This is a genomic window from Chromobacterium sp. Ag138 (genome assembly GCF_055181315.1).
Genome location: NZ_JBUPWA010000001.1, coordinates 2,451,123 through 2,473,784 on the forward strand (window position 1 = coordinate 2,451,123; position 22,662 = coordinate 2,473,784).

Annotated in this window: 18 protein-coding genes; 12 read left to right on the forward strand and 6 right to left on the reverse strand. The window is 62.7% G+C overall.

Features of this window, described 5'->3' with window-relative positions; all coding sequences use genetic code 11:
• The first annotated feature begins 2 nt into the window (after window positions 1-2).
• Window positions 3-944 carry a homoserine kinase gene (locus ACY3GB_RS11215; RefSeq protein ID WP_463088809.1) on the forward strand — a complete coding sequence of 314 codons (942 nt, stop codon included), beginning with the start codon at window positions 3-5 and terminating at the stop codon, window positions 942-944.
• Window positions 945-1,076: 132 nt separating this feature from the next.
• On the opposite strand, the gene ACY3GB_RS11220 is transcribed toward ACY3GB_RS11215, so the two are convergent.
• The gene (locus ACY3GB_RS11220) at window positions 1,077-1,517 is read right to left on the reverse strand and encodes a hypothetical protein (RefSeq protein WP_463088810.1); all 441 of its coding nucleotides are present in this window, start codon (window positions 1,515-1,517) and stop codon (window positions 1,077-1,079) included.
• Window positions 1,518-1,624: 107 nt separating this feature from the next.
• Here ACY3GB_RS11220 and ACY3GB_RS11225 point away from each other — a divergent pair, with 107 nt between their 5' ends.
• Genes ACY3GB_RS11225 through ACY3GB_RS11235 form a run of 3 tightly spaced genes read left to right on the forward strand, consistent with a single transcriptional unit; the run spans window position 1,625 to window position 7,671 of the window.
• Window positions 1,625-4,477: a YjbH domain-containing protein gene (locus ACY3GB_RS11225; protein WP_463088811.1), complete on the forward strand. Its 2,853-nt coding sequence runs from the start codon at window positions 1,625-1,627 to the stop codon at window positions 4,475-4,477.
• A gap of 24 nt (window positions 4,478-4,501) precedes the next feature.
• Window positions 4,502-6,457 carry an SLBB domain-containing protein gene (locus tag ACY3GB_RS11230; protein WP_463088812.1) on the forward strand — a complete coding sequence of 652 codons (1,956 nt, stop codon included), beginning with the start codon at window positions 4,502-4,504 and terminating at the stop codon, window positions 6,455-6,457.
• A gap of 29 nt (window positions 6,458-6,486) precedes the next feature.
• On the forward strand, window positions 6,487-7,671 hold the full coding sequence (locus tag ACY3GB_RS11235; protein ID WP_463088813.1) for a GumC family protein: 1,185 nt from the start codon (window positions 6,487-6,489) through the stop codon (window positions 7,669-7,671).
• Between the two features lie 27 nt (window positions 7,672-7,698).
• Here the strand turns inward: ACY3GB_RS11235 and ACY3GB_RS11240 are convergent, their stop codons facing one another.
• Window positions 7,699-8,907, reverse strand: a complete 1,209-nt coding sequence (locus ACY3GB_RS11240; RefSeq protein WP_463088814.1) for a multidrug effflux MFS transporter — start codon at window positions 8,905-8,907, stop codon at window positions 7,699-7,701.
• Between the two features lie 185 nt (window positions 8,908-9,092).
• On the opposite strand from ACY3GB_RS11240, the gene arsC reads away from it, so the two are divergent.
• The 5 genes from arsC (at window position 9,093) to ACY3GB_RS11265 (ending at window position 14,337) form a co-directional block, all read left to right on the forward strand.
• Entirely contained in the window at window positions 9,093-9,443 is a 351-nt protein-coding gene (gene arsC / locus ACY3GB_RS11245) for an arsenate reductase (glutaredoxin) (protein ID WP_463088815.1), read from the forward strand.
• Window positions 9,444-9,620: 177 nt separating this feature from the next.
• On the forward strand, window positions 9,621-10,121 hold the full coding sequence (locus ACY3GB_RS11250; protein ID WP_463088816.1) for a MarR family transcriptional regulator: 501 nt from the start codon (window positions 9,621-9,623) through the stop codon (window positions 10,119-10,121).
• Window positions 10,122-10,214: 93 nt separating this feature from the next.
• Window positions 10,215-11,630, forward strand: coding sequence for an efflux transporter outer membrane subunit (locus tag ACY3GB_RS11255; RefSeq protein WP_463088817.1), 1,416 nt, complete (start codon window positions 10,215-10,217; stop codon window positions 11,628-11,630).
• 13 nt (window positions 11,631-11,643) lie between these two features.
• The gene (locus ACY3GB_RS11260) at window positions 11,644-12,792 is read left to right on the forward strand and encodes an EmrA/EmrK family multidrug efflux transporter periplasmic adaptor subunit (RefSeq protein ID WP_463088818.1); all 1,149 of its coding nucleotides are present in this window, start codon (window positions 11,644-11,646) and stop codon (window positions 12,790-12,792) included.
• Window positions 12,793-12,804: 12 nt separating this feature from the next.
• Entirely contained in the window at window positions 12,805-14,337 is a 1,533-nt protein-coding gene (locus ACY3GB_RS11265; RefSeq protein ID WP_463088819.1) for a DHA2 family efflux MFS transporter permease subunit, read from the forward strand.
• Window positions 14,338-14,435: 98 nt separating this feature from the next.
• Here the strand turns inward: ACY3GB_RS11265 and ACY3GB_RS11270 are convergent, their stop codons facing one another.
• Window positions 14,436-15,305, reverse strand: a complete 870-nt coding sequence (locus ACY3GB_RS11270; RefSeq protein WP_463088820.1) for a LysR family transcriptional regulator — start codon at window positions 15,303-15,305, stop codon at window positions 14,436-14,438.
• 104 nt (window positions 15,306-15,409) lie between these two features.
• Between ACY3GB_RS11270 and ACY3GB_RS11275 the strand changes: the two genes are divergently transcribed.
• On the forward strand, window positions 15,410-16,435 hold the full coding sequence (locus tag ACY3GB_RS11275) for a YeiH family protein (protein WP_463088821.1): 1,026 nt from the start codon (window positions 15,410-15,412) through the stop codon (window positions 16,433-16,435).
• Between the two features lie 82 nt (window positions 16,436-16,517).
• On the opposite strand, the gene ACY3GB_RS11280 is transcribed toward ACY3GB_RS11275, so the two are convergent.
• The 3 genes from ACY3GB_RS11280 to ACY3GB_RS11290 form a co-directional block, all read right to left on the reverse strand.
• On the reverse strand, window positions 16,518-17,645 hold the full coding sequence (locus tag ACY3GB_RS11280; RefSeq protein ID WP_463088822.1) for a hypothetical protein: 1,128 nt from the start codon (window positions 17,643-17,645) through the stop codon (window positions 16,518-16,520).
• Between the two features lie 431 nt (window positions 17,646-18,076).
• A complete protein-coding gene (locus ACY3GB_RS11285) occupies window positions 18,077-18,265 on the reverse strand; it encodes a YbdD/YjiX family protein (protein ID WP_463088823.1) in 189 nt (62 codons plus the stop codon).
• Window positions 18,258-20,324: a carbon starvation CstA family protein gene (locus ACY3GB_RS11290; RefSeq protein ID WP_463088824.1), complete on the reverse strand. Its 2,067-nt coding sequence runs from the start codon at window positions 20,322-20,324 to the stop codon at window positions 18,258-18,260. Before ACY3GB_RS11290 ends, ACY3GB_RS11285 begins: the two co-directional genes overlap by 8 nt.
• A gap of 178 nt (window positions 20,325-20,502) precedes the next feature.
• Here ACY3GB_RS11290 and ACY3GB_RS11295 point away from each other — a divergent pair, with 178 nt between their 5' ends.
• Window positions 20,503-21,216: a winged helix-turn-helix domain-containing protein gene (locus tag ACY3GB_RS11295; RefSeq protein ID WP_463088825.1), complete on the forward strand. Its 714-nt coding sequence runs from the start codon at window positions 20,503-20,505 to the stop codon at window positions 21,214-21,216.
• A 3-nt stretch (window positions 21,217-21,219) separates the two neighbouring features.
• Window positions 21,220-22,572 carry an ATP-binding protein gene (locus tag ACY3GB_RS11300; protein WP_463088826.1) on the forward strand — a complete coding sequence of 451 codons (1,353 nt, stop codon included), beginning with the start codon at window positions 21,220-21,222 and terminating at the stop codon, window positions 22,570-22,572.
• Window positions 22,573-22,662: the final 90 nt, after the last annotated feature.

Sequence of the window (22,662 nt, forward strand, 5' to 3'; positions counted from 1 at the left end):
GCATGTCGGTTTACACCACGGTCAGCCGGGAATCGCTGCAACACTGGCTTCAAGGCTACGCGCTGGGGCAATTGCAGGAGCTGCAAGGCATCGCTGCCGGCATCACCAACACCAATTACTTCGTCACCACCACGCACGGCCGCTACGTGCTGACGCTGTTCGAAACGCTGCGGCTCGACGAACTGCCCTACTATCTGACGCTGATGAGCCACCTGGCCAGACACGGCGTCGCCTGTCCGGCGCCAATCGCAGACCACGCCGACAACTTCGCCTCGATGCTGGCCGGCAAGCCTGCTTGCCTGGTCAGTTGCCTGTCGGGAAGAGACGTCAGCCACCCCAACTCCGATCAATGCCGCGCGGTCGGCGAGATGCTGGCCCAGATGCACAAGGCCGGCGCCACCTTCCCGCTGCGGATGGAAAATCCGCGCGGTCCCCGCTGGTGGAGCCGGACCGGCCGCCAGCTGTACCCGCAGCTGCCAGCCGACCAGGCCGCGTTGCTGGGCGAGGAAATCCAGTTTCAAGACGGCCACCGCTTTGACCATCTGCCCAGCGGCGTGATCCACGCCGACCTGTTCCGCGACAATGTTTTGTTGGATGGAAACCACATCAGCGGCTTCATCGACTTTTATTACGCCTGCAACGACATCCTGCTGTACGACGTGGCCATCGCCGTCAACGACTGGGCCCGGCGCGACGACGGCGAACTGGACGATGAGCTGGCGAAATCCTTCCTGGAAGGCTACCAGTCCGAACGGACGCTGGAGGCCGCCGAACGCGCCTGCTGGCCTGTCATGCTAAGGGCCGCCGCGCTTCGCTTCTGGGTATCGCGGCTGCAGGACCTGTACCAGCCGGCAAGCGGGGAACTCACCTACACCAAAGATCCGGCGGTATTTCAACGCTTGCTGCTGGCTCACCGCCAGCGGCAGGATTTCTGGCTGGCGTGACACTGTCCAAACGCAGTGTTGCGCGGGGCGAGCATGGGGTTCACGATAACGTCATCAGATCTGCCTTGAAAAATGTGAAGATTCACATATCATCAAAGACGAGTAGTAGCCTGATAACTGAATTTCTGTGGGTCAACTTTTGAGCAAAGGATTCGCCATGCTGCTGAAAAAAATCGTCATCCTCGCCTTAGCCTCCATGCTTGCCACCTCGGCTTTTGCCGCTGAAGAAGCTGGTGCTGCCGGTACAGCCGGCTCCGCCGGCACGGCTGGCACCGCAACTGCCGGCACCGCTGGTGTCGCCGGCACTACCGCCGGCATCGCCGGTCTCAGCGTAGGCACCATCGCCGCCATCGGCGCAGCCGTCGCCGCCGCTGTTGCTGTCTCTAGCAATAGCAACTCTTCATCGAGCCACTCCGCGGCGACCCACCACTGATTGGCTTCACGCCAGCGCAGGCCAGGCGAGCCGACTTGAGAAAGTCGAATCGCTTGGCTTAGTTTTTCCCATAGCTTTCTCAAGTTAGAGTCTTCTTTACGAAAAATAAATGACTTTGTCATAAAAATAAAGTTAGTCATTATAATAAAAGCCTAAAACCTTGGTAGTTAGCTTTATTGCATTAGGGGCCGCCTATCGGCGCGCGTATAAGTAGCACCAGCTACATCTAAAGCTCGGACCGCGGTACATGCATAATAAATCCAGGTCTTATCTGGTCACGGGGGCTTTGTGGAGAGGACTGCCGTTATTCCTCGCCTGCAACGCGTTTGCCCAGCCATCACTGACTGGGCAAATAGGCTATATCAACATGCCGTCGGCCCGAGTGGGGGAAGACGGCACCTTCAGCTTTGGCTATGGCTACGACAAGCCATATGGCATATTGTGGACGTCCACCACGGTATTCCCATGGCTGGAAGTATCCGGGCGTTATACATCCATTTCAGGCGTTCCCGGCTTTAGCGATCAGCAATACGGGGGCGGCTATGGCCGTTACAAGGACAAAGCCATAGATTTGAAGCTCAAGCTATGGGATGAGTCCGCATGGATGCCTGCCATAGCCTTCGGCACCACTGACATCCAGGGCAACCGGCTCTGGAAAGGCAATTATCTGGTCGCCAGCAAGAATCTGTGGCCCAATCTGGAAGTTTCGCTAGGCTACGGCCAGCAACGCATCAATGGCGTTTTCGGCGGCATGCGCTTCACGCCCAGTTTCCTGCCAAACTGGTCGCTGGTCGCGGAATACGATGCCAACGACTACCGTTCCGATCCCTTCTTCAACCAAACATTCGCAGCGGAGCGGAACAAAGGGCCTGCCGTCGGATTGGAATATCAATGGGGCTGGCTAGGTTTGCAGGTCGCGCGCCAGAAAACGCATTCCAGCATCAATGCCAAAATCGATATTCCGCTCAATCTGAAAGAGTTCGTTCCCAAGATACAGGAGCCAGCCTATTACACCGGCGCGCCGGACCTGCCGCCCCGGCCAACCCTCGCTCAATGGCAAAGCAACCCCGACAGGGCCAAGGCGCTGGCCACCTCACTCGGCAAACAGGACTTCAAGAACATCCGGATCGCGATGCAGCGCGACAGCCTGGTCATGGAGCTGGGCAACAGCCGCATTTCCAATGTCGGCAGGGCCGTTGGCCGCGCGATGCGCACCGCGCTGTATTTCGCTCCGCTGGAAACGCGGGAAATCAAGGTAGTCTACACCGAGTTAGAACAGCCGGTTGCCACCTACAGCTTCTACGACCTGCCGACGCTGAACGACTACCTGCTAGGCAAGGTAGGGCGCGATCGCTTCCTGCAGACGGTAAACATCAAATCGGGGCGCGACGAGGAGGTCATGCCGCTGGATAGCAGGACGCTGGCGCTGACGTTGCGTGAAGGCATAGACGTCAACCTGCTGACCAACCAGGAAGGCGATTTGATACAGGTCACCAGCGACGACACTGAAGACAACCGCTTCCATCTCGCCCCCAAGATGGGGGTCTATTTCAACGACCCCAGCGGCGCATTCCATTACGACATCATGGCAGAGGCTACCTACAAGCGCCGCCTAGCCAAAGGCTTGTATCTGGACAGCGCCTTGAGCGCCGATCTTTATAACACCATTACCGCGGTGAAGCAGCCTTCCAACAGTCTGCTGCCCCATGTCCGGTCCGACATTGCCGATTACAAGCGCATCAAAACTCCCAAGCTCAACCGTCTGCTACTGAACCAATACATAACGCTTTCGCCTAGCACTTATGCTCGGCTGTCGGCCGGCTTGTACGAGGAGATGTTCCGCGGTGCCGGCGGCCAGATCCTGTACTACCCAGGCTTCAACAAAAACTGGGCAGTGGATCTATCGATTGATGGACTACAACAACGCGATGTGAACGGCTGGTTCGGCAGACGCGACTATCAAACCGTTACGGCGCTGGCATCATTGCATTACAAATTGCCGATGGGCGTTACCGCCACCATGCGCGCCGGTCGCTTCCTGGCCAAGGACAACGGCGTGCGCTTGGAACTCAAACGCCGCTTCCGCTCGGGCATTGAAGCCGGATTCTGGTACACAAAAACCAACGGCAATGACATCACCAACCCCGGATCGCCGACTAAGCCTTACAACGACAAAGGCATGTTCCTGTCAATCCCGCTCAATAGCTTGCTGACCTTCGATGCCCGAACCGTAGGGGATTTTTCGCTATCCCCATGGACTCGCGATGTCGGTCAAATGGTCATGACGCCGGGAGATCTCTACGAAATCCTAAGCGATCCCAAACGAGACATTGACAGCTACGACGGTCTTGGCAACTTCGCCGAGCGACCCGACGAGCAAAACCTGCCGCAAGTCACCCCCCCTCTGCCCAGCTACCATCCCTGGCCTGCGATACGACTGCGCCTGGAAGACAGCGGCAATCGCTGGCTGGAGTTGGACGACAAAGGCGCAGCGCTTGCCGCAGCAAGCGTCGCCACTTTCGCCGCGGCGGGCCTGGATCGTCCGGTAGACCGGTTCTTCAGCAAGCGTCAGGACAACCGCCTAATTCGGGATTGGGGCAAGCTGGGCAAGAGCCTTCCTCTCGCTACGGTCGCCCTGTCCGGCGCCGCGTTCGCGCTGGGCGACGACAGGCTGAGCAATACCGGGCTGATCGCGCTGGAATCCAGTGTCGCCGCCGTTGCCGGCAACTCAGTACTGAAACTGGCCGTCAATCGCGCTCGCCCCAGCACCGGCGACAGCACATGGCGCTCTCAGGGGCCTGGAGAGTCGCGGCTGCAAAGCAGCTTCACCTCCAATCACTCCGCCGTGCTGTTCGCATCCGTCACACCTTTCGCCAAGGAATACGATCAACCTTGGCTATACGGCGTCGCCGCGCTAGGAGCGGCGGGACGCGCGGCCAGCCGCGACCACTGGCTGTCCGACGTCGCGGCGGGCGGCCTGCTCGGCTACGCAATGGGCAATTGGCTGTGGCAAGCCCAGCGCAATGACAGCCGGTACCACAGCAGCCTGATCGCCACGCCGAAACAGCTAGGCATGCAAATAGAAGTCCCTCTCCGATAAGTCTGAACAATAGGAACCCTGACCATGACTGCGCGTATCCTGAAATCGACTGGAAAATCCCTTCTGGCGCTCTGCCTTCTGGGCAGCAGCATCCATCTGCATGCGGCGGGATCTGGAATCGTCAATTATCCGAACCCCAGCATGCCCAGCTACGAGACCGACAGCCTCAACGGCCTGCCATCGATAAACAGCATGCCCGCATCCGCCCAAGTGCAGGACAAGAAACCCGGCGACAGCCGGTCGTCATACATGTCGGGCTATCCCTTGACTGGATATCCACAACAATCAGGCTACCTGTTGGATGACAACGGTTATGCGATCAATCCGCTTGATGGCAAACCCAAACTCCCCCCGTTCACCGACTACGTGCGCAAAGCCACGGAACAGACGCTGCCGCTGTTCGACAGCCGCCTGTTCCGCAATCCGGGCAATGCCTTCGAGGCGCCGGACGGCGTGCAAGTCAATCCGGACTATGTGATCGGCAGCGGCGACCAATTGCAGGTCAAGGGCTGGGGCATGGTGGATATCGACCTGACGCTGACAGTCGATCGCAACGGCGCGATTTACTTGCCGCGGGTAGGCAGCGTCGCCGTGGCGGGCGTGCGCTACCGGGATCTTCAGGCGACGCTTAAGAAGAGCGTCAGCCGCGTCTTCAACAATTTCGATCTCAGCGTCAGCCTGCTGCAAAGCCGGGCGGTCCAGATCTATGTCGTAGGCCACGCGCGCCAACCCGGCAGCTATACGCTGAACGCGATGAGCACGCTGTTCAACGCCGTGCTGAAGGCTGGGGGGCCGGATGACAGCGGCAGCCTGCGCAACGTGACCCTGATGCGGGATGGCCGCGCCATCTCCAAGGTCGACTTGTACGGTATTTTGGTTAACGGCGACAAATCCGCCGATCAGACCTTGCGCGACGGCGACGTGGTCCAGATTCCCGCAGCCGGCCCGCGCGTCGCCCTGCTGGGCGACGTCAAGACGCCGGCTATCTACGAATTCCGCCCCGGAGAAACCGCCAGCGACCTGCTGCACTGGGCCGGCGGCCTGGAATCCGCCGCCGAAGGCAAAGCGTTGCTGCTGGAAAAAAGCGTGGACAACCGCTTCGTCAACCTCATTCGCAACCAGAGCTCTACCCAGGGCCTGAGCGCGGTCGCGCTGAACGCGGGTGACATCTTCCGCCTGCATGTCCCAGGCGCGCAGGCAGTCAGCGTGCAGCGGGGAGATGAGTTCGTCACCGTAGGAGGAGAGGTCAAGCAGACCGGCACCTTCCAGATTCGCCGCGGCGAAACATTGCGTCAGCTGATCATGCGCCTCGGCGGCCTGGACGAAGACGGCTATGCCTTCGCAACCACGCTCAAACGGGAAAGCATACGCCAGATGCAACAGCAAAAACTGGATGAGGTAGCCAATCGTTTTGAAAAGGAATTGGAGCAAACCGCGGCCTTAAGACTGGCGAAACTCACGGACAAGGACACCATCGCCGCCGTCAATGCAGAAGTCGAGGGGCAACGCCAGATCGCGAAGAAAATGCGCGCGGTCAAATCGGAAGGACGCGTGGTGCTGGAACTGAAAGACGCGGACGCTCAAGCCAAGGACTTGCCAGATCTGGAGCTGCAGGATGGCGACCAAATCGAGATTCCCCGCCGCCCGGGCACTGTCTATGTTCTAGGCGCCGTCTACCAGAACAATGCCTTCATCTACCGCCCCCAGCGTTCGGTCGGCGATTATCTCTCGCTAGCAGGAGGCGTGACCAGCTCCGGCGACAAGTCGTCCACCTATGTATTGCGCGCCGACGGCACTGTCTTCAGCAACGACAGTGGAAACTGGTTCTCCGGCGTCAGCGGCAAGCGGATCAATCCGGGCGACACAATCGTGGTTCCGGAAGAGCTCAATAGTGGCAGTTGGACCCAATCCCTGAAGGAGTGGACCAGCATTCTGTACCAGTTCGGTCTCGGTGCTGCCGGCCTGAAGGTATTGAAATAAGTTTCCATATCCAGCATGAGGGGAGGAAAATGACGAATCCGACAAACACGCCGGTCAGCGACGAACTTGATCTGCTGGCACTGCTGTCCACGCTGCAGAAATACAAACTCTGGATCACCATCAGCACCTTGCTATTCAGCAGCGCGGCATTAGCTTACTGCCTGCTGACCAAACCCGTCTTCACCGCCACCAGTTCCATCATGCCTCCCCTTCAGCAAAACAGTGGCATGAACGCCCTGTTGGGGCAACTGGGGGGGCTGGCGGGCATGGCGGGAGGGATCAGCGGCTTGAAAAACCCCAATGATCTCTATATCGGCATGTTGCAAAGCCGCACCGTTGCCGACAACCTGATCAAACGCCTCCGGCTGAAGGAGCGTTATCAGCAGAAAACGCTGGACGGGGCCCGTCAAGCGCTGAAAACCCAAACGGTCATCGTCAATGGCAAAGATGGATTGATCAACATCAGTGTCGACGACACGGATCCGCGATTCGCGGCGCAACTGGCCAACGCCTATGTCGATGAGCTGAAACAGTTGAATCAGGTGCTCGCCATGACGGACGCCGCTAAACGGCGACTATTCTTCGAACAGCAGCTGAAACAGGCCAAAGAGCAATTGACCAACGCGGAAACCGCCCTGCGCCAAACTCAGGAAAAAACAGGCCTGATCCAACCGGAAGGCCAGTTGCCCGCCATTGTCAGCTCAGTGACCCAGCTGCGCGCCAGCATCGCCGCCAAGGAAGTCCAACTGGAGGCGATGCGCAGCTACGCCACGCAGCAGAATCCGCTCTATATCCGCACGGAGCAGGAGCTGATTGGGCTACGCGAACAACTGGGGAAAATGGAAACCGGAAAAGAAGGCCGCGGCGACCTTCTGGTCCCCACAGGCAAAGTCGCGCAAAGCGGCCTGGAGTACCTGCGCCGCCTGAGAGAGGTCAAATATCAAGAAACCATTTTCGAGCTGCTGGCCAAGCAATACGAGCTAGCCAAGATAGACGAAGCCAAGGACTCGTCGCTGATCCAGGTACTGGACAACGCGGTGCCTCCAGAACTGAAAAGCAAGCCTCGCCGCAGCCAGATCATAGTATCAGGGCTGGTGCTGGGTTTTCTGTTCGGTGCCCTGGGGTCTTTGGTACACGCCAAGTTGTTCGGCAGCAGGCAAATCGCCAAACAACTGGAGCCAGCCCCCGCCCTCGCGCTGCGCAACGAGCATTGAAAAACGCGGCCGACCATCCCCGTCGGCTCACACTCTCTCCGCCGCCTGAATCCGCCGCCGGTATCCCATCCGGCAGATGAAACCCAATACCAGCAGCAGATTCATCACCAGGGCCAGCCTCAAGGGGCTGGCCCAGGCCAGGGGAGCGACCACGCCGGCCACCAGGCTGGACACCATGGTCTGGCAGAAGCCCTGCAGCGACGACGCGGTCCCGCGCAACTCCGGAAACTGGTCCATCAGGTTCAAGGTGATAGACGGCGCCGCCAACGACATGCCCGTGGTGTAGAGCGCCAGCGGCAACACCGCCCAAGGCAACGCCTGCTCGGCGGCCAGCAGGTTGTAGGCGAGGTTGGCCAGCGCGGCAGCGAACATCAGCCAATAAGCGCGCGACACCACATCCCGCGGCGAGAAATGCCCGGCCATGCGCCCCGACAGGTAAGCGCCGAACATGATGCCCGATACCGCCGGGCCGAACAGCCACAGGAACTCGGTCGGCCCCAGATGCAAATGCTGCATCAGGAACACCGGCGCAGACGGCACATACAGAAAAAAGCCGGCGAAATTGAACGACACCGCCGCGGTCAGCAACTGGAAATTGACGGTGCGCCCCACCCTCCAATAGCTGGCCAACAGAGGACGAGGATGCAAAGGCTGCCGCGCCGCCTTGGGATGAGTTTCCGGCAGGCTGAACCAGCACAGCGCGAACAGCGCGAAGCCGATCAGCGCCATGAACGCGAAGATGGAATGCCAGCCGAAAGCGCCGAACAGCCAGCCGCCCACCACCGGCGCGATCGCCGGAGACAGCGAAAATAGCATGGTCACCTGCGACATCAGTCGCTGCGCCGCCGCTCCTTCCAGCCGATCGCGGATGATGGCCCGTCCGACCACCAGGCCGGCGCCGCCGCACAGCCCCTGCAACGCGCGGAACAACAATAGCTGACCCAGGGTATTGGACAGCGCGCAGCCGACCGAAGCCAGGCCGAACAGCAGCGTGGTCGCCAATATCACCGGTCGGCGGCCCACCGCGTCGGAAATCGAGCCATGCCACAGCATCATCAACGCGTAGCAGAACAGATAGACCGTCAGCGCCTGCTGCATTTCCAGCGGCGACGCGGACAGCGTGGAACCGATGGCCCGCATCGCCGGCAAAAAGGTGTCGATGGAAAACGGCCCCAGGGTGGACAAGCCGGCCAGCAGCGCGGCCAAGCCGAAGTGTGTGCGGGAAGTACGGGACATGACGTAAGAATCTCGGATAATGTTCGAATGTTAACGGTTGATGCCGCGCTTGCCAAACCCGGCCGGAAAACTTGGCAGCCCGGCGCTTTCATGCAACGATGCGCGCCCCTTCCCAACCCACAAGCCGCGGGTTATGCTGCCCATCATGCCGCAGCAGCCCGGATCAACGACAAGGGAGAAGCCACATGATCCGTCTCTATCACAATCCCAAGTGCTCGAAATCCCGCGCCGCCCTCAGCCTGCTGGAGGAAGCCGGCGCCGAAGTCGAAGTCATCGAATACCTGAAGCACCCCCCCAGCTATGAAGAATTGGACCAGTTGCTGGGCATGCTGGGCCTGGAGCCTCGCGAGCTGATGCGCCAGAAAGAGGAAGAATACGCCGACCTCTACCTGGACGACATCACGCTGGAGCGCAAGCACCTGATCGCCGCGATGGTGGACAACCCCAGCCTGATCGAACGCCCTATCGCCATCGCCGGCAGCCGCGCCGTGATCGGCCGCCCGCCAGAACAAGTCCTCAAGCTGCTAAGCGAATAAATCCGCAGTCCCAGCCGCGGCGGCGTTTCTGATGGCCGCCGCGCGCCCTGTCTCCGAGCCCCCCGCCCCCGCATTTCCATCAAATCGATTGTCATTTCGCCACACTTCCTCCGCGCACTTCATTAGCAGGATTATTATTACTTGAAAAATAATACCGTGCGTTACTAAAATAGCGGCATGAGTCCAAACAAGTCCTTTTCCCAGTTGGAGCAAGCGATCAGCCGCGTCGAGGCCCGCTTTCCCGGCGTGCCCCGCCAGGAAGTGATCCTGACCCGCCTGATCTTCCACATCGTGCCGCGGCTGACCTCCCATCTGTGCGAGTGCCTGAAGCAACATGGCCTGAACGAGACGGTGTGGATGGCGCTGCTGGCCTTGTACGCCTGTCCGAACCAGATGCTGAATCCATCGGATATCAGCGAAACGCTGGATTCTTCGCGCACCAATGCCACCCGCATCGCGGACGAGTTGGTGAAAAACGGCTGGGCCGCCCGCTCGGCCAGCGCCGAGGACAGGCGCAAGATCGTGCTGGAACTGACCCCCGCCGGCGTGGCGCTGGTGGAAAACTTGCTGCCCTATACGCGCGAAATCCATCGCTCGCTGTGGACGGACTTCGACGCCGATGAAAAAGCCGAACTGGAACGGCTGATGCGCAAGCTGCTGAGCAAGCTCGGCGGCTGAGCCCGCGCTTTTTCGCTCAAATAATAGCCTGTGTGATTATCTACTGGATTAATCATCCCAGGCCGACACGCATCATTGATGGAGACCGACAAGGTGAACAAAAAATCCTGGCCACAAGCCGCCGGGGTGTTGCTGATCAGCGCCGTGCTGAGCGGCTGCGCCAGCTTCGGCCCAGACGCCGCCCCCGACCAGATGGCGGGCGCCGACCAGCTCAAGCTGGCCGTCGCCGGCCAGCAGAACATCCGCGCCGACTGGTGGCGCCAATTGAACGACCCCGAGCTCGACCGCCTGGTGGAAGCGACGCTGAAAGACTCGCCGTCGCTGAAGCTGGCCGACGCCCGCCTGCGCCAGGCGCGCGCCGCCGTCGGCATCGTGGAAAGCAAGGACGGCCCGCAGCTGGACGCGCTGGCCAACGCCGTGCAGATCCACGCCGACCCGCTCAAAGCCATCCCGCACAACGACAAGGACTACATCAACGCCTACACCGCGGCGCTGATGGGCAGCTGGGAATTCGACTTCTGGGGCAAGAACCACGCCGCCGTCAGCGCCGCGCTCGGCCAGCAGCAGGCGATCGCCTACGAAGGCCAGCAGACCCGCCTGCTGCTGACCCAGGCCGTGGTCGCCCAGTACACCCAGCTGCAGCGCGGCCTGGCCCAGTCCAAGCTGCTGTCCCAGCGCCTGGCCATCGCCCAGAGCCGCCAGAAGCTGACCCAAGCCCGCATCAACGCCGGCCTGCTGCCGGGCGACAACCAGCGCGGCAACGAAGTGTCGATCGAACGGCTGCAACAACAGCAAAGCGCGCTGGACAACGACATCGCCCGCAGCCGCCACGCGCTGGCCGCGCTGACCGGCCAGGCGCCCCAGCAGCAGGATGGCCTGAGCCCAGGCCTGCTGGACGCCGCGCCGGAGCCGGCGCTGGACAAGCTGGACGCCAATCTGCTGGGCCGCCGTCCCGACATCGCCGCCCAGCGCGCCCGCGTCGAATCGATGTCCGCCTCGGTCAAGGAGGCGCGCGCCGAATTCTATCCCAACGTCAAGCTGACCGTATTCGCAGGCCAGAGCTCGCTGAAAATGGACCAGCTGTGGAAGAGCGAATCGTCGCTGTGGGGCTTCATGCCGGCCATCAGCCTGCCGATCTTCCACTCCGGCCAGCTGCAGTCCAACCTGTCCAAGCAGCAGGCCGGCTACGACATGGCGGTGCAGCAGTACAACCAGGCGGTGTTCGACGCGCTGCGCGACGCCGCCGACGCGGTGTCCGGCTGGCAGAACAGCCGGCGCCAGCTGCTGCAGACCGAACGCGCGCTGCAAAGCAGCCGCAAAGCCAATGACGCGATGGCCGCCCGCCTGCGCGCCGGCCTGATCAACAAACTGTCGCTGCTGGACTCCCAGGACGCGCTGCTGAGCCAGCAATCGTCCAACATCGACGCCAAGGCCGCCAACCGCCTGGCCTGGGCCACCCTGAACACCGCATTGGGCGGCGGTTTCGACAACCAGACCGCCACCCGCTAAGGACACTCATCAAATGGATCAGAAACTGGAAACCGCGAAGAGCCGCAAACGCAACCTGCTGGTGGCCACCAGCCTGTTCGCCGCCATCGCCATCGGCTACGGCGCCTACTGGTCGCTGGTGCTGAGCCACCAGGAAGACACCGACGACGCCTATGTCGGCGGCCACCTGGTGCAAGTCACCCCGGAAGTGGGCGGCACCGTCGCCAAGATACTGGTCGACGACACCGTGGCGGTGAAGGCCGGCCAGGTGCTGGTCAGCTACGACAACAGCGACGCCCAGCTGGCCTTCGAGCGCGCCCGCAATGAATTCGCCCAGACCGTGCGCCAGACCCGCCAGTTGATGGCCAACAGCCAGCAGCTGGACGCCCAGGTGGCGCTGCGCCAGGCCGAGCTGTCCCGCGCCGAATCCGACCTTAAGCGCCGCAAGCAGCTGGCCGGCAGCGAGGCGATGTCCGCCGAGGAGCTGGGCCACGCGAGCGACGCCGTCGCCGCCGCCCAGGCCGCGCTGGCCGCCGCGCAGGAACAGGCCAAGGCCGGCCTGGCGCTGGTGGGCAAGGACGAGCTCGCGCACCAGCCGGCGGTGAAGGCCGCCGCCAGCCGCCTGAAGGAAGCCTGGCTCGCGCTGCAGCGCACCGAGATCAAGTCGCCGGTCAACGGCACCGTCGCCCGCCGCAACGTGCAGGTCGGCCAGCGCGTCGCCGCCGGCACGCCGCTGATGGCTGTGGTGCCGCTGGAGCACCTGTGGGTAGACGCCAACTTCAAGGAAGGCCAGCTGGCCAAGATCCGCATCGGCCAGCCGGTGGAGCTGAAGTCCGATCTGTACGGCGGCAAGGTGGTCTACCACGGCAAGGTGCAGGGCCTGTCTGCCGGCACAGGCAGCGCCTTCTCGCTGCTGCCGGCGCAGAACGCCACCGGTAACTGGATCAAGGTGGTGCAGCGCGTGCCGGTTCGCATCGCGCTCGACCCCAAGGATCTGCAGGAACACCCGCTGCGCGTCGGTCTGTCGATCGACGCGGTGGTGGACACCAGCAACCAGGACGGCAAATCGCTGGCCGAAGCCGCTCCGGCGACCGTGGTCAGCGAACACAACGGCACCCTGCCCGACCTGAAGCAGGCCGACAAGCTGGTCGCCGAAATCCTGGCCGCCAACGCCGGCAAGTAAGGACGCCCACCCATGAACCATCCGCCACTGAGCGGCTCGAAACTGGTCTGGATCACGCTGGCGTTGTCGATGTCGGTGTTCATGCAAGTGCTGGACACCACCATCGCCAACGTGGCGCTGCCCACCATTTCGGGCAACCTCGGCGCCGCCACCAGCCAAGGCACCTGGGTGATCACCTCGTTCGGCGTCGCCAACGCCATCGCCGTGCCGCTGACCGGCTGGCTGGCCAAGCGCTTCGGCGAAGTGAAGCTGTTCACCGCGTCCACGCTGCTGTTCGTGCTGACCTCCTGGCTGTGCGGCATGTCGGGCAGCCTGGAAATGCTGATCTTCTTCCGCGTGCTGCAGGGCGCGGTGGCCGGTCCGATGATTCCGCTGTCGCAAAGCCTGCTGCTGTCGTGCTACCCGCCGGCCAAGAAGAGCATGGCGCTGGCGCTATGGGCGATGACGGTGATCGTCGCGCCGGTATTCGGGCCCATCCTGGGCGGCGTGATCAGCGACAACTGGCACTGGGGCTGGATCTTCTTCATCAACGTGCCGGTGGGCCTCGCGGCCGCCTTCATCTCCTGGCGCATCCTGAAGAGCCGCGAGACCGATACCTTCGAGCTGCCCATCGACAAGCTCGGCCTGGCCTTGCTGGTGATCGGCGTCGGCTCGCTGCAGATGGTGCTGGACCGCGGCAAGGAGCTGGACTGGTTCAACTCCGCCGAGGTCGTCACCCTGGCGGTGATCGCCTTCCTGGCGCTGACCTATCTGGTGATCTGGGAGCTGGGCGAGGAACACCCCATCGTCGACCTGTCGCTGTTCAGCCAGCGCAACTTCACCGTCGGCACCGTCGCCATCAGCCTGGGCTTCATGCTGTACTTCGGCGCCGTGGTGCTGCTGCCCTTGATGCTGCAGACCCAGCTGGGCTACACCGCCACCTGGGCCGGCCTCGCCGCCGCCCCGATCGGCCTGATCCCGGTGGTGCTGTCGCCCATCATCGGCAAGAACGCGCACCGCTGGGACATGCGCTGGATCGTCACCGTCAGCTTCAGCGTCTACGCCATCTGCTTCTTCTGGCGCAGCACCTTCAACACCGACATGGACTTCTCCTACGTGGTGTGGCCGCAGGTGGTGCAGGGCATAGGCGTGGCGTGCTTCTTCATGCCGCTGACGACGATCACGCTGTCCGGCCTGCACCCGTCGCGGATCGCCAGCGCGTCCAGCCTGTCGAACTTCCTGCGCATCCTGGCCGGCAGCATCGGCACCTCGATCACGACGACGATGTGGGATCGCCGCGAGGCGCAGCACCACTCCAAGCTGACCGAGCACGTGACGCAGTACGATCCGGCCTCGGTGTCGTGGTTCGACACCATGGGCAAGATGGGCCTGGGCCCCAGCCAGCAGCACGCGCTGACCCAGCTGCAGATCACCAAGCAGGGCTACATCATGGCCGCCAACGAGATCTTCTGGGTTTCCGGCATCCTGTTCGTGCTGCTGATCGCGCTGGTCTGGTTCGCCAAGCCGCCATTCACCGCCTCCGGCGGCGACAGCGGCGCGCACTAGGACAGGCCAAGAGAAGCCTCTATGCCGCGTGGCTTTCTTGGCCTATCCAGCCCCAGGCGCCGATGAGAACGGGCAAGACCATGAGGTCTTGCCCGTTTTCATTTCAGGTGGCGGTCGAAGGCCGCCATCCCGCGGCCGATCGCCTTGTCGCGATGCTGAACGCGGTACAGCGTCCGGGTCAGCAAGGGCAGGTCGGCATCCACCTCCGCCACGCTGCCGACGGCCAGCAGATCGGCCACCACGTGCCGCGACAGACAGCTGACGCCCAGCCCCGCCGCCACCGCGTGCTTGATCGCCTCCGAGTGGCCCAGCTCCATGCTGATCGATAGCCGCATCAGGTGCGGCAGCAGCACTCGCTCCACTTCCTCCCGGGTGCCGGAGCCGGCCTCGCGCAATATCCACTCCGCCTCGGCCAGCTCCGCCGCCGCCACCTTGCGCCCGGCCAGCGGATGCGACACGGCGGCGAACACCAGCAACTCGTCCTGGCGCCAGGGGCTGGCCAGCAGTTCCGGATGGTGGCACGGCCCCTCGATCAGGCCGAAATCGACGCGGAACGCCGCCACCGCCTCGACGATGTCGCGGGTATTGGCCACCTCCAGCTCCAGCCGCGCCTGCGGCCAATCCCGGCGGAAAGCGGCCAGCAGCGGCGGCAGCAGGTAATTGGCGATGGTGGTGCTGGCGCCGATGCGCAAGGCCAGTCCGCCGCCGTCGAACAGGCCCTGAACGTCGCCGGCGGCATCCAGCAAGGCGCGGGCGCGCGGCAACAGCAGGCGGCCGTGCTCGTTGATCAGCAGCCGCCGCCCGACGCGGTCGAACAGCTTGGCGCCCAGCCCCTGCTCCAGCTTGTCCAGCGCCTGGCTGGCGGCCGACTGCGTCAGCGCCACCCGCTCCGCTGCGCGCGTCACCGTGTCCAGCTCCGCCACCGCCACGAACACCTCCAGCTCCCGCAGGCTGATGCGCAGGCTCATGCCGACTCCTAAGCAGTTTTATTAATGATATCTATTAATTTTATCCGTTTTTTTACTTATCAACAGTAGCGTATCTTGGACATATACCAAAGAGGCATTAGCATATGACCAATTATCGCAATCTGATTCCCGGCCTGGCGTTGTCGCTGGGCCTGGCCGCCGCGGCCATCTGGGCCGCGGAGTTGCCGGCGATGAAAAGCCTGGGCCTGTCCGCCCTCACCCTCGCCATCGTCGGCGGCATGATCGTCGGCAACACTATCTACCGTTTCGTCGCCGAGCCCAGCCACCACGGCGTCACCTTCTCCAAGCAGAAGCTGCTGCGCGCCGGCATCATCCTGTTCGGCTTCAAGCTGACTTTCCAGGACATCGCCGCCGTCGGCTTCTCCGGCGTGCTGATCGACGCGCTGGTGCTGACCTCCACCTTCCTGCTGGCCTTCTGGCTGGGCCGCAAGAAACTGGGCCTGGATGAGCAGAGCGTGATCCTGATCGGCGCCGGCAGCTCGATCTGCGGCGCGGCCGCGGTGCTGGCCACCGAGCCGGTGATCAAGGCCCACGCGGAGAAAGTGGCCGTCGCGGTGGCCACCGTGGTGGTGTTCGGCACCGCCGCGATGTTCCTGTGGCCGCTGATGTACGACGCGGTGCGCCATCTGGGCATCTCCGAATTCAGCTACGGCCTGTTCGCCGGCTCCACCATCCACGAAGTGGCGCAGGCGGTGGCCGCCGGCAAATCGGTCAGCGACGCGGCGATGAACACCGCGGTGATCACCAAGATGATCCGCGTGATGATGCTGGCGCCGTTCCTGATCGGCCTGTCCGCCTGGCTGGCGGCCAAGCACAGCGGCGGCAAAACGCAGAAGCAGCCGATCTCCATCCCTTGGTTCGCCGTCGCCTTCCTCGTAGTGGCCGGCTTCAACTCCTTCGACCTGCTGCCGCGCGCGCTGCTGCAACAGATCATCTCGCTGGACAACCTGCTGCTGGCGGCCGCGATGGGCGCGCTGGGCCTGACCACCCATATCTCGGCCATCCGCCAGGCCGGCGCCAAGCCGCTGCTGTTGGCCAGCGCGTTGTTCGGCTGGCTGATCGTCGGCGGCGGCCTGATCAACGCCGGCGTCGCGGCGCTGCTGCATTGATGCCCTGCCGATGACCAAGCCCAGACATTAGTCTGGGCTTGGTTTTTCCTTTCTAAAACAGCATTTGGAATGCCTTCTCCGCTTAATCCGGTTGCTGTCCCTTGATACTGGCTAGGCGGCTTTGCACCAGTACCTTGGCGAATTGTTCGTTAAAGTTGTCCGCGGAACGCCAGCTCTTCCCTTCCCGGACAAAACCAAACTCGCCCTCTAACACCACCCCTCCGCTCTTACCCAAAGCCGCCATCAATGGATCGCGGTATTCCGCCATCAACTTGCAACGCCAGACGCCTCCCTCGACTTGCGCACAATCATTCATTGGCAGCACATCGCCCAAGGGAGATGCCGGCTTGCGATTCCCATTCTGCATTTGGGCCAGAATGGCAGCGATCGGACCACCCTGCTTTCCATATTCTTCCGCACCCTGCTGAAACGCCAGCCTCACCCCCTCTCTGCCCAAGGGTTTGCCCAGCTCGGGCAAGCGGCCTTCGCGATCCACTTGCGCATATCGGGCGCGCAACAGACGCTCATTTTCGCCGGTCACATAGAAGTCATCGTCTTTCGCTTTCACCTCGTATGCGATGGGCACTTGCGCTTTGTCCACAGTCAACATCGCCACGCATGCGCGGGCACGTTCCGACTGGATATAGCCGACCTCCTTGATCTGCTCCAGCGAGGACAAAAACATATTAGGTTGCTCAGACGCGCGCGCGCCAAGCTGGCTCGCCTGTTGGCGGATCTGTTGTGTGAACAGGCTGGCGCGTATGGTTTTTGTCACCTCGGATGCATCGCACTTTGGCACAGCAGCCGGTGTCAGGAAGTACCAACACGCCGCCCCGATGATGGCAACGCCGCCCAGAGCCCAGCTCCACCATGGTCCAGGCAGCAAATCGCTCAACGAAACCGTCTCCTGCTGACGACGCAAGGCTATGCGCTGCGCTAGAACCTCGCCGCACTCGTTCAGCGCTTGACGACGCACTTGGTTGGAGGCGAATCCTTCATCCGCATCCGCCTTATCCTCGATTGCCCCCAACTCGCTCAAACTCAGCACTTCCTGCTCAACCAGCCAGTGCAAACCCTCGCCCAAACTGGTAAACGGCTCGTTTCCCTGTTCGCGCAGTTTATTCCGCGCGGCTTCGTAAACAGCCTGCTCAATCACCCCGCCCTCCAACAGGCGGGTAAGAATCGGAGTTGAAAATGTAGAGTCAGTCATGGCGCCTGCTGATTAAATTCATAATGAATACGCTTAAGATGATTAAAAGCATAAAGCATAGCTTATTCACCAGAAAATCCTGATATTTCCCCTCACAAGGCACCGGCATCATGCCTGTCGCAGGCATGCGATATCCAAGATGGGGCATTTCGCCGTGATGATCGGAAGCGGTACAACTAGTCAATCCTGGTCCCACTCCGCGTCCCTGTTTAGACCCGCTACCCACCCCCCCGATCCTGCGTAGCGCCTCCTTGTCGTAAGACCTGTGCGGCTTGCGTCGGCGCGCCTTAACTCAAGTTCTCTGCGAAATTTTGTCAGCGGCTCTTAGGGGCGCTCCTGCTATCAACCACAATCAAGCCTCTGGCCTGATCCGACCGCCAATAAGAAACGCCCGGCTAAGCCGGGCGTTTTCTATGCCGAGCCGCCAGGGCTCAACATGGGCACTTTTTCACGCTCTTGCCGCCGTAGCGCTGCTCCTGGCAGTAGCGGAAAAATTCCTCGCGGCTCATCACCTGTGCCTCGGGATCGAAACGGCGGCGGCGGCTGACGTACAGATCATAGTCGCGCTGCCCCACCATCAGCCGGGGGGTGGCCACCGCCGCCCGCCATAACTCAGCCATTGGCGCCCTCCTGCCGGTATACCGCCGGCACTTCCTTGGCCGTCACCCACTTCACCGCCAGCGACTTGCGGATCATCTGGATGCCGAACACCAGCATCGCCAGCACCACCGCCATGAACAGCGCAGTCAGCGTGGCGTCCACATAATCATTGAAGATGATCTGCTGCATTTGCGCCATGTTCTTGGCCGGCGCCAGCACCTCGCCCTTGGCCGCGGCGGCGGAGAACTTGTCGGCGTGGGCCAGGAAGCTGATCTTGGGGCTGGAATGGAACAGTTTTTGCCAACCGGCGGTCAGCGTGGCCAGCAGCAGCCAGACGGTGGGCAGCGCGGTCACCCACACGTAGCGCGTCTTCTGCATCTTCACCAGCACCACGGTCGCCAGCGTCAGCGCGATGCCGGCCAGCATCTGGTTGGCGATGCCGAACAGCGGCCACAGCGTGTTGATGCCGCCCAGCGGGTCCACCACGCCCTGATACAGGAAATAGCCCCAGGCGGCGACCGCCAGGCCGGTGGCGACGAAGTTGGCCGCCCACGACTCGGTGTTCGCCATCGGCTTGATGAACACGCCCAGCAGGTCCTGGATCATGAAGCGCAGCACGCGGGTGCCGGCATCGACGGTGGTGAGGATGAACAAGGCTTCGAACAGGATGGCGAAGTGGTACCAGAACGCCATCATGGTCTTGCCGCCGATCACGCCGGACAGGATGTGGGCCATGCCCACCGCCAGCGTCGGCGCGCCGCCGGCGCGCGACAGCACGGTGTGCTCGCCGACGTCGGCCGCCAGCTGAGTCAGCGCGTCCGGCGTGATGACGAAGCCCCAGCCGGAGATCACCTGGGCGGCGTCCGCGGCGGTCTTGCCGATCAGCGCCGCCGGACTGTTCATCGCGAAATAGACGCCCGGGTCCAGCACGCAGGCTGCGATCAGCGCCATGATGGCGACGAAGCTTTCCACCAGCATCGCGCCGTAGCCGATCATGCGGGCGTGGGATTCGTTCTCGATCAGCTTGGGCGTGGTGCCGGAAGCCACCAGCGAGTGGAAGCCGGACACCGCGCCGCAGGCGATGGTGATGAACAGGAAGGGGAACAGGTTGCCGGCGAACACCGGGCCGCTGCCGTCGATGAAGCGGGTGACCGACGGCATGTGCAGCGGCGGCGCCACCACCAGGATGCCGATGGCCAGGCCGACGATGGTGCCGATCTTGAGGAAGGTGGACAGGTAGTCGCGCGGCGCCAGCAGCAGCCATACCGGCAGCACCGAGGCGATGAAACCGTAGCCGATCAGCGTCCAGGCCAGCGTGGTGCCCTTCAGCGTGAACAGCGGCGCCAGCGTCGCGCTCTTGGCGACGTCGCCGCCGTAGACAATGGCCAGCATCAACAGGATGAAGCCCAGCACCGACACCTCGCCGATCTTGCCCGGACGGATGAAGCGGGTATAGACGCCCATGAACAGCGCGATCGGTATGGTGCAGGCGATGGTGAAGGTGCCCCACGGGCTGTCCGCCAGCGCCTTGACCACCACCAGCGCCAGCACCGCCAGCAGGATCACCATGATCATCAGCACGCCGATGGAGGCGATCACGCCGGCGATGTCGCCCATCTCCTGCCGTATCATCTCGCCCAGCGACTTGCCGTCGCGCCGCATCGACAGGAACAGGGTCAGGAAGTCCTGCACCGCCCCGGCCAGCATCACCCCGACCAGTATCCACAAGGTGCCCGGCAGATAACCCATCTGCGCGGCCAGCACTGGGCCCACCAATGGGCCGGCGCCGGCGATGGCGGCGAAGTGGTGGCCGAACACCACCCACTTGTTGGTGGGCACGTAATCGAGCCCGTCGTTGAATTTCTCGGCCGGCGTCAGCCGGCGCGCGTCGAGCTCCAGCACCTTGTCGGCGATGAAGCGGCCGTAGAAGCGGTAGGCGATCGCGTAGACCGACAAGGCGGCCACCACCAGCCACACCGCGTTGATCGTCTCGCCGCGGTTGAGCGCCACCATGGCGAAGGCCGTCGCCCCCGCCAGCGCCACCAGCAGCCAGACCACGCACTGTTTGACCTGTTGCATAAGGAAGTCCCTGTTCTCTCTATTTTCTCCCGGCGCTTGCGGCGGCAGCCCATCTGTCCGCCGCGATCCGGCTTGGGTACTGCTGCATTGATTCTGTCGGCATAGCAGCCGAAACACAAGCCTGCCAGCCCGAACGGCCCGTGTTACTATTTTTGCTGGGAAATCGGGATACCTCGCAATGCCACAACACATTCTGATCGTCGAAGACGACGCCAGACTGGCCGAACTGATCGCCGCCTACCTGACCAAGCACGGCTATCAGGTCAGCCTGCACGGACGCGGCGACACCGCGCCCGCCTTCATACTGGAAAGCCGTCCTGACCTGGTGGTGCTGGACGTGATGCTGCCGGGCAAGGAAGGCTTCGACGTCTGCCGCGATGTCCGCCCCCACTACGGCGGCCGCATCCTGATGATGACCGCGCGCGACGAGGACGTGGACGAGATTCTGGGCCTGGAGCTGGGCGCCGACGACTATCTGGCCAAACCAGTGGAGCCGCGCCGGCTGCTGGCCCGCATCCGCGCGCTGCTGCGCCGCAGCGGCGGCGCCCGCCAGGAGAATGGCGGCGTCGCCATCGAAAACGACGGCATCACCTTCGGCCAGTTCAGCATCAGCCAGGCCACCCGCGAAGCGCTGCTGGGCGACGAGCAGATCGAGCTGACCACCGCCGAGTTCGACCTGTTGTGGCTGCTGGCCACCCACGCCGGCCAGGTGCTGTCGCGCGACGACATCATGAGCGAGCTGCGCGGCATAGGCTTCGACGGCCTGGACCGCTCGATCGACGCCCGCATCTCGCGGCTGCGCCGCAAGCTGGGCGACAATCCGGACGCGCCGGCGCGGATCAAGACCGTGCGCGGCAAGGGCTATTTGTTCTCGCGCAGCGACTGGGAATAGGCTATGCCGTCCAAGAACCTGCGCGGCTGGCTGCGCCCATCGCTGGGCACGCTGTTCGCCCGCTACTTCCTGATCACCATGCTGATACAGCTGTTGATCATCATCGGCTTCGGCTTCCTGGTGACCAAGCTGTACGAGAAAAGCGACCAGGCCGGCAAGACCCTGTTCATGCGCGGCACGGTGGCGCTGATCCAGGACAGGCTGCGGGACCTGCCGCCGCAGCGCTGGAACGCTGAGCTGGCCGCCATCGCCAGCCGCTTCAGCTATCCGGTCCGGCTGCTGGACCAGCCGCCCGCCGAGCTGGACGACAAGGCGCTGGCGGTGCTGGGCCACGGTCAGTCCTACCTCGACGCAGACAGTCAAATCCTGTACGCCTCGGCGCCGTTCCGCTCCAGGCTGCTGGCGCTGGGTCCGCTGGACATGCAGTCCAGCGACAGCAACTGGATCAGCGAAGACATCGAAGTGCTGCTGATCTGGATGTTGCTGTCCGGCGCCACGCTGGGCACCCTGCTGTACTTCATACTGCGCCCGCTGTGGACCGACTTGCTTGAGGTGCGGCGCACCGCAGAAGTATTCGCCGAGGGCGATTTCAGCGCCCGCGCCCGCTCCGCCAAAAGCCGGCTGTTCGCGCCGCTGCCGCTGGCCTTCAACAGCATGGCCTCGCGGCTGGAGCGCCAGCTGGAAACCCGCCAGGCGCTGTCGCACGCCATCGCCCATGAAATCCGCACGCCCATCGCCCGGCTGCGCTTCGGCCTGACCATGCTGGAAGAGGAAGAAGACCCGACCGAGTGGAAGCGCTACCGCGACGGCATGGAGCGCGACATGCTGGAGCTGGAAGAGCTGATCAGCACCAGCATGGAATTCGCCAAGCTGCGCCGCAGCGAGGTGCCGCTGCATCTGGAAACCGTGGACCTGTTCGACTGGTTCGACGACCTGATCGACCTGGTCACGCCGCTGAAGCCGCCGCATTTGTCGCTGTCGCTGGAATGTCCGCGCGAAGACGGCGCCTTCGACCGCAAGCTGATGTACATCGCCACCCGCAACCTGCTGCTGAACGCGTTCAAGTACGCCCACTCGCAAGTGAGAATGCGGGTCTATCACCAGGGCTCGCAGTTGATCATGGAAGTGGACGACGACGGTTGCGGCATCCCGGAGGAGGACCGCGACAAGGTGTTCGAGCCCTTCCTGCGGCTGGACCGCAGCCGCGACCGCGCCACCGGCGGCCACGGCCTGGGCCTGTCCTTCGTGCGCTTGATCGCCGAACACCACCACGGCCACGCCAGCGCCGGCTCCAGCGAGCTGGGCGGCGCGCGTTTTCGCATGATCATTGCGCAGCCGGCACCTTGCGGGCAATAAGTCACTCATTGTCACAAAGCATCGACAGGAAGCCCACAGACCGCTTGCGCCTGATTTCGGATAATTCAGATTATCGAAAATCAGGAATAT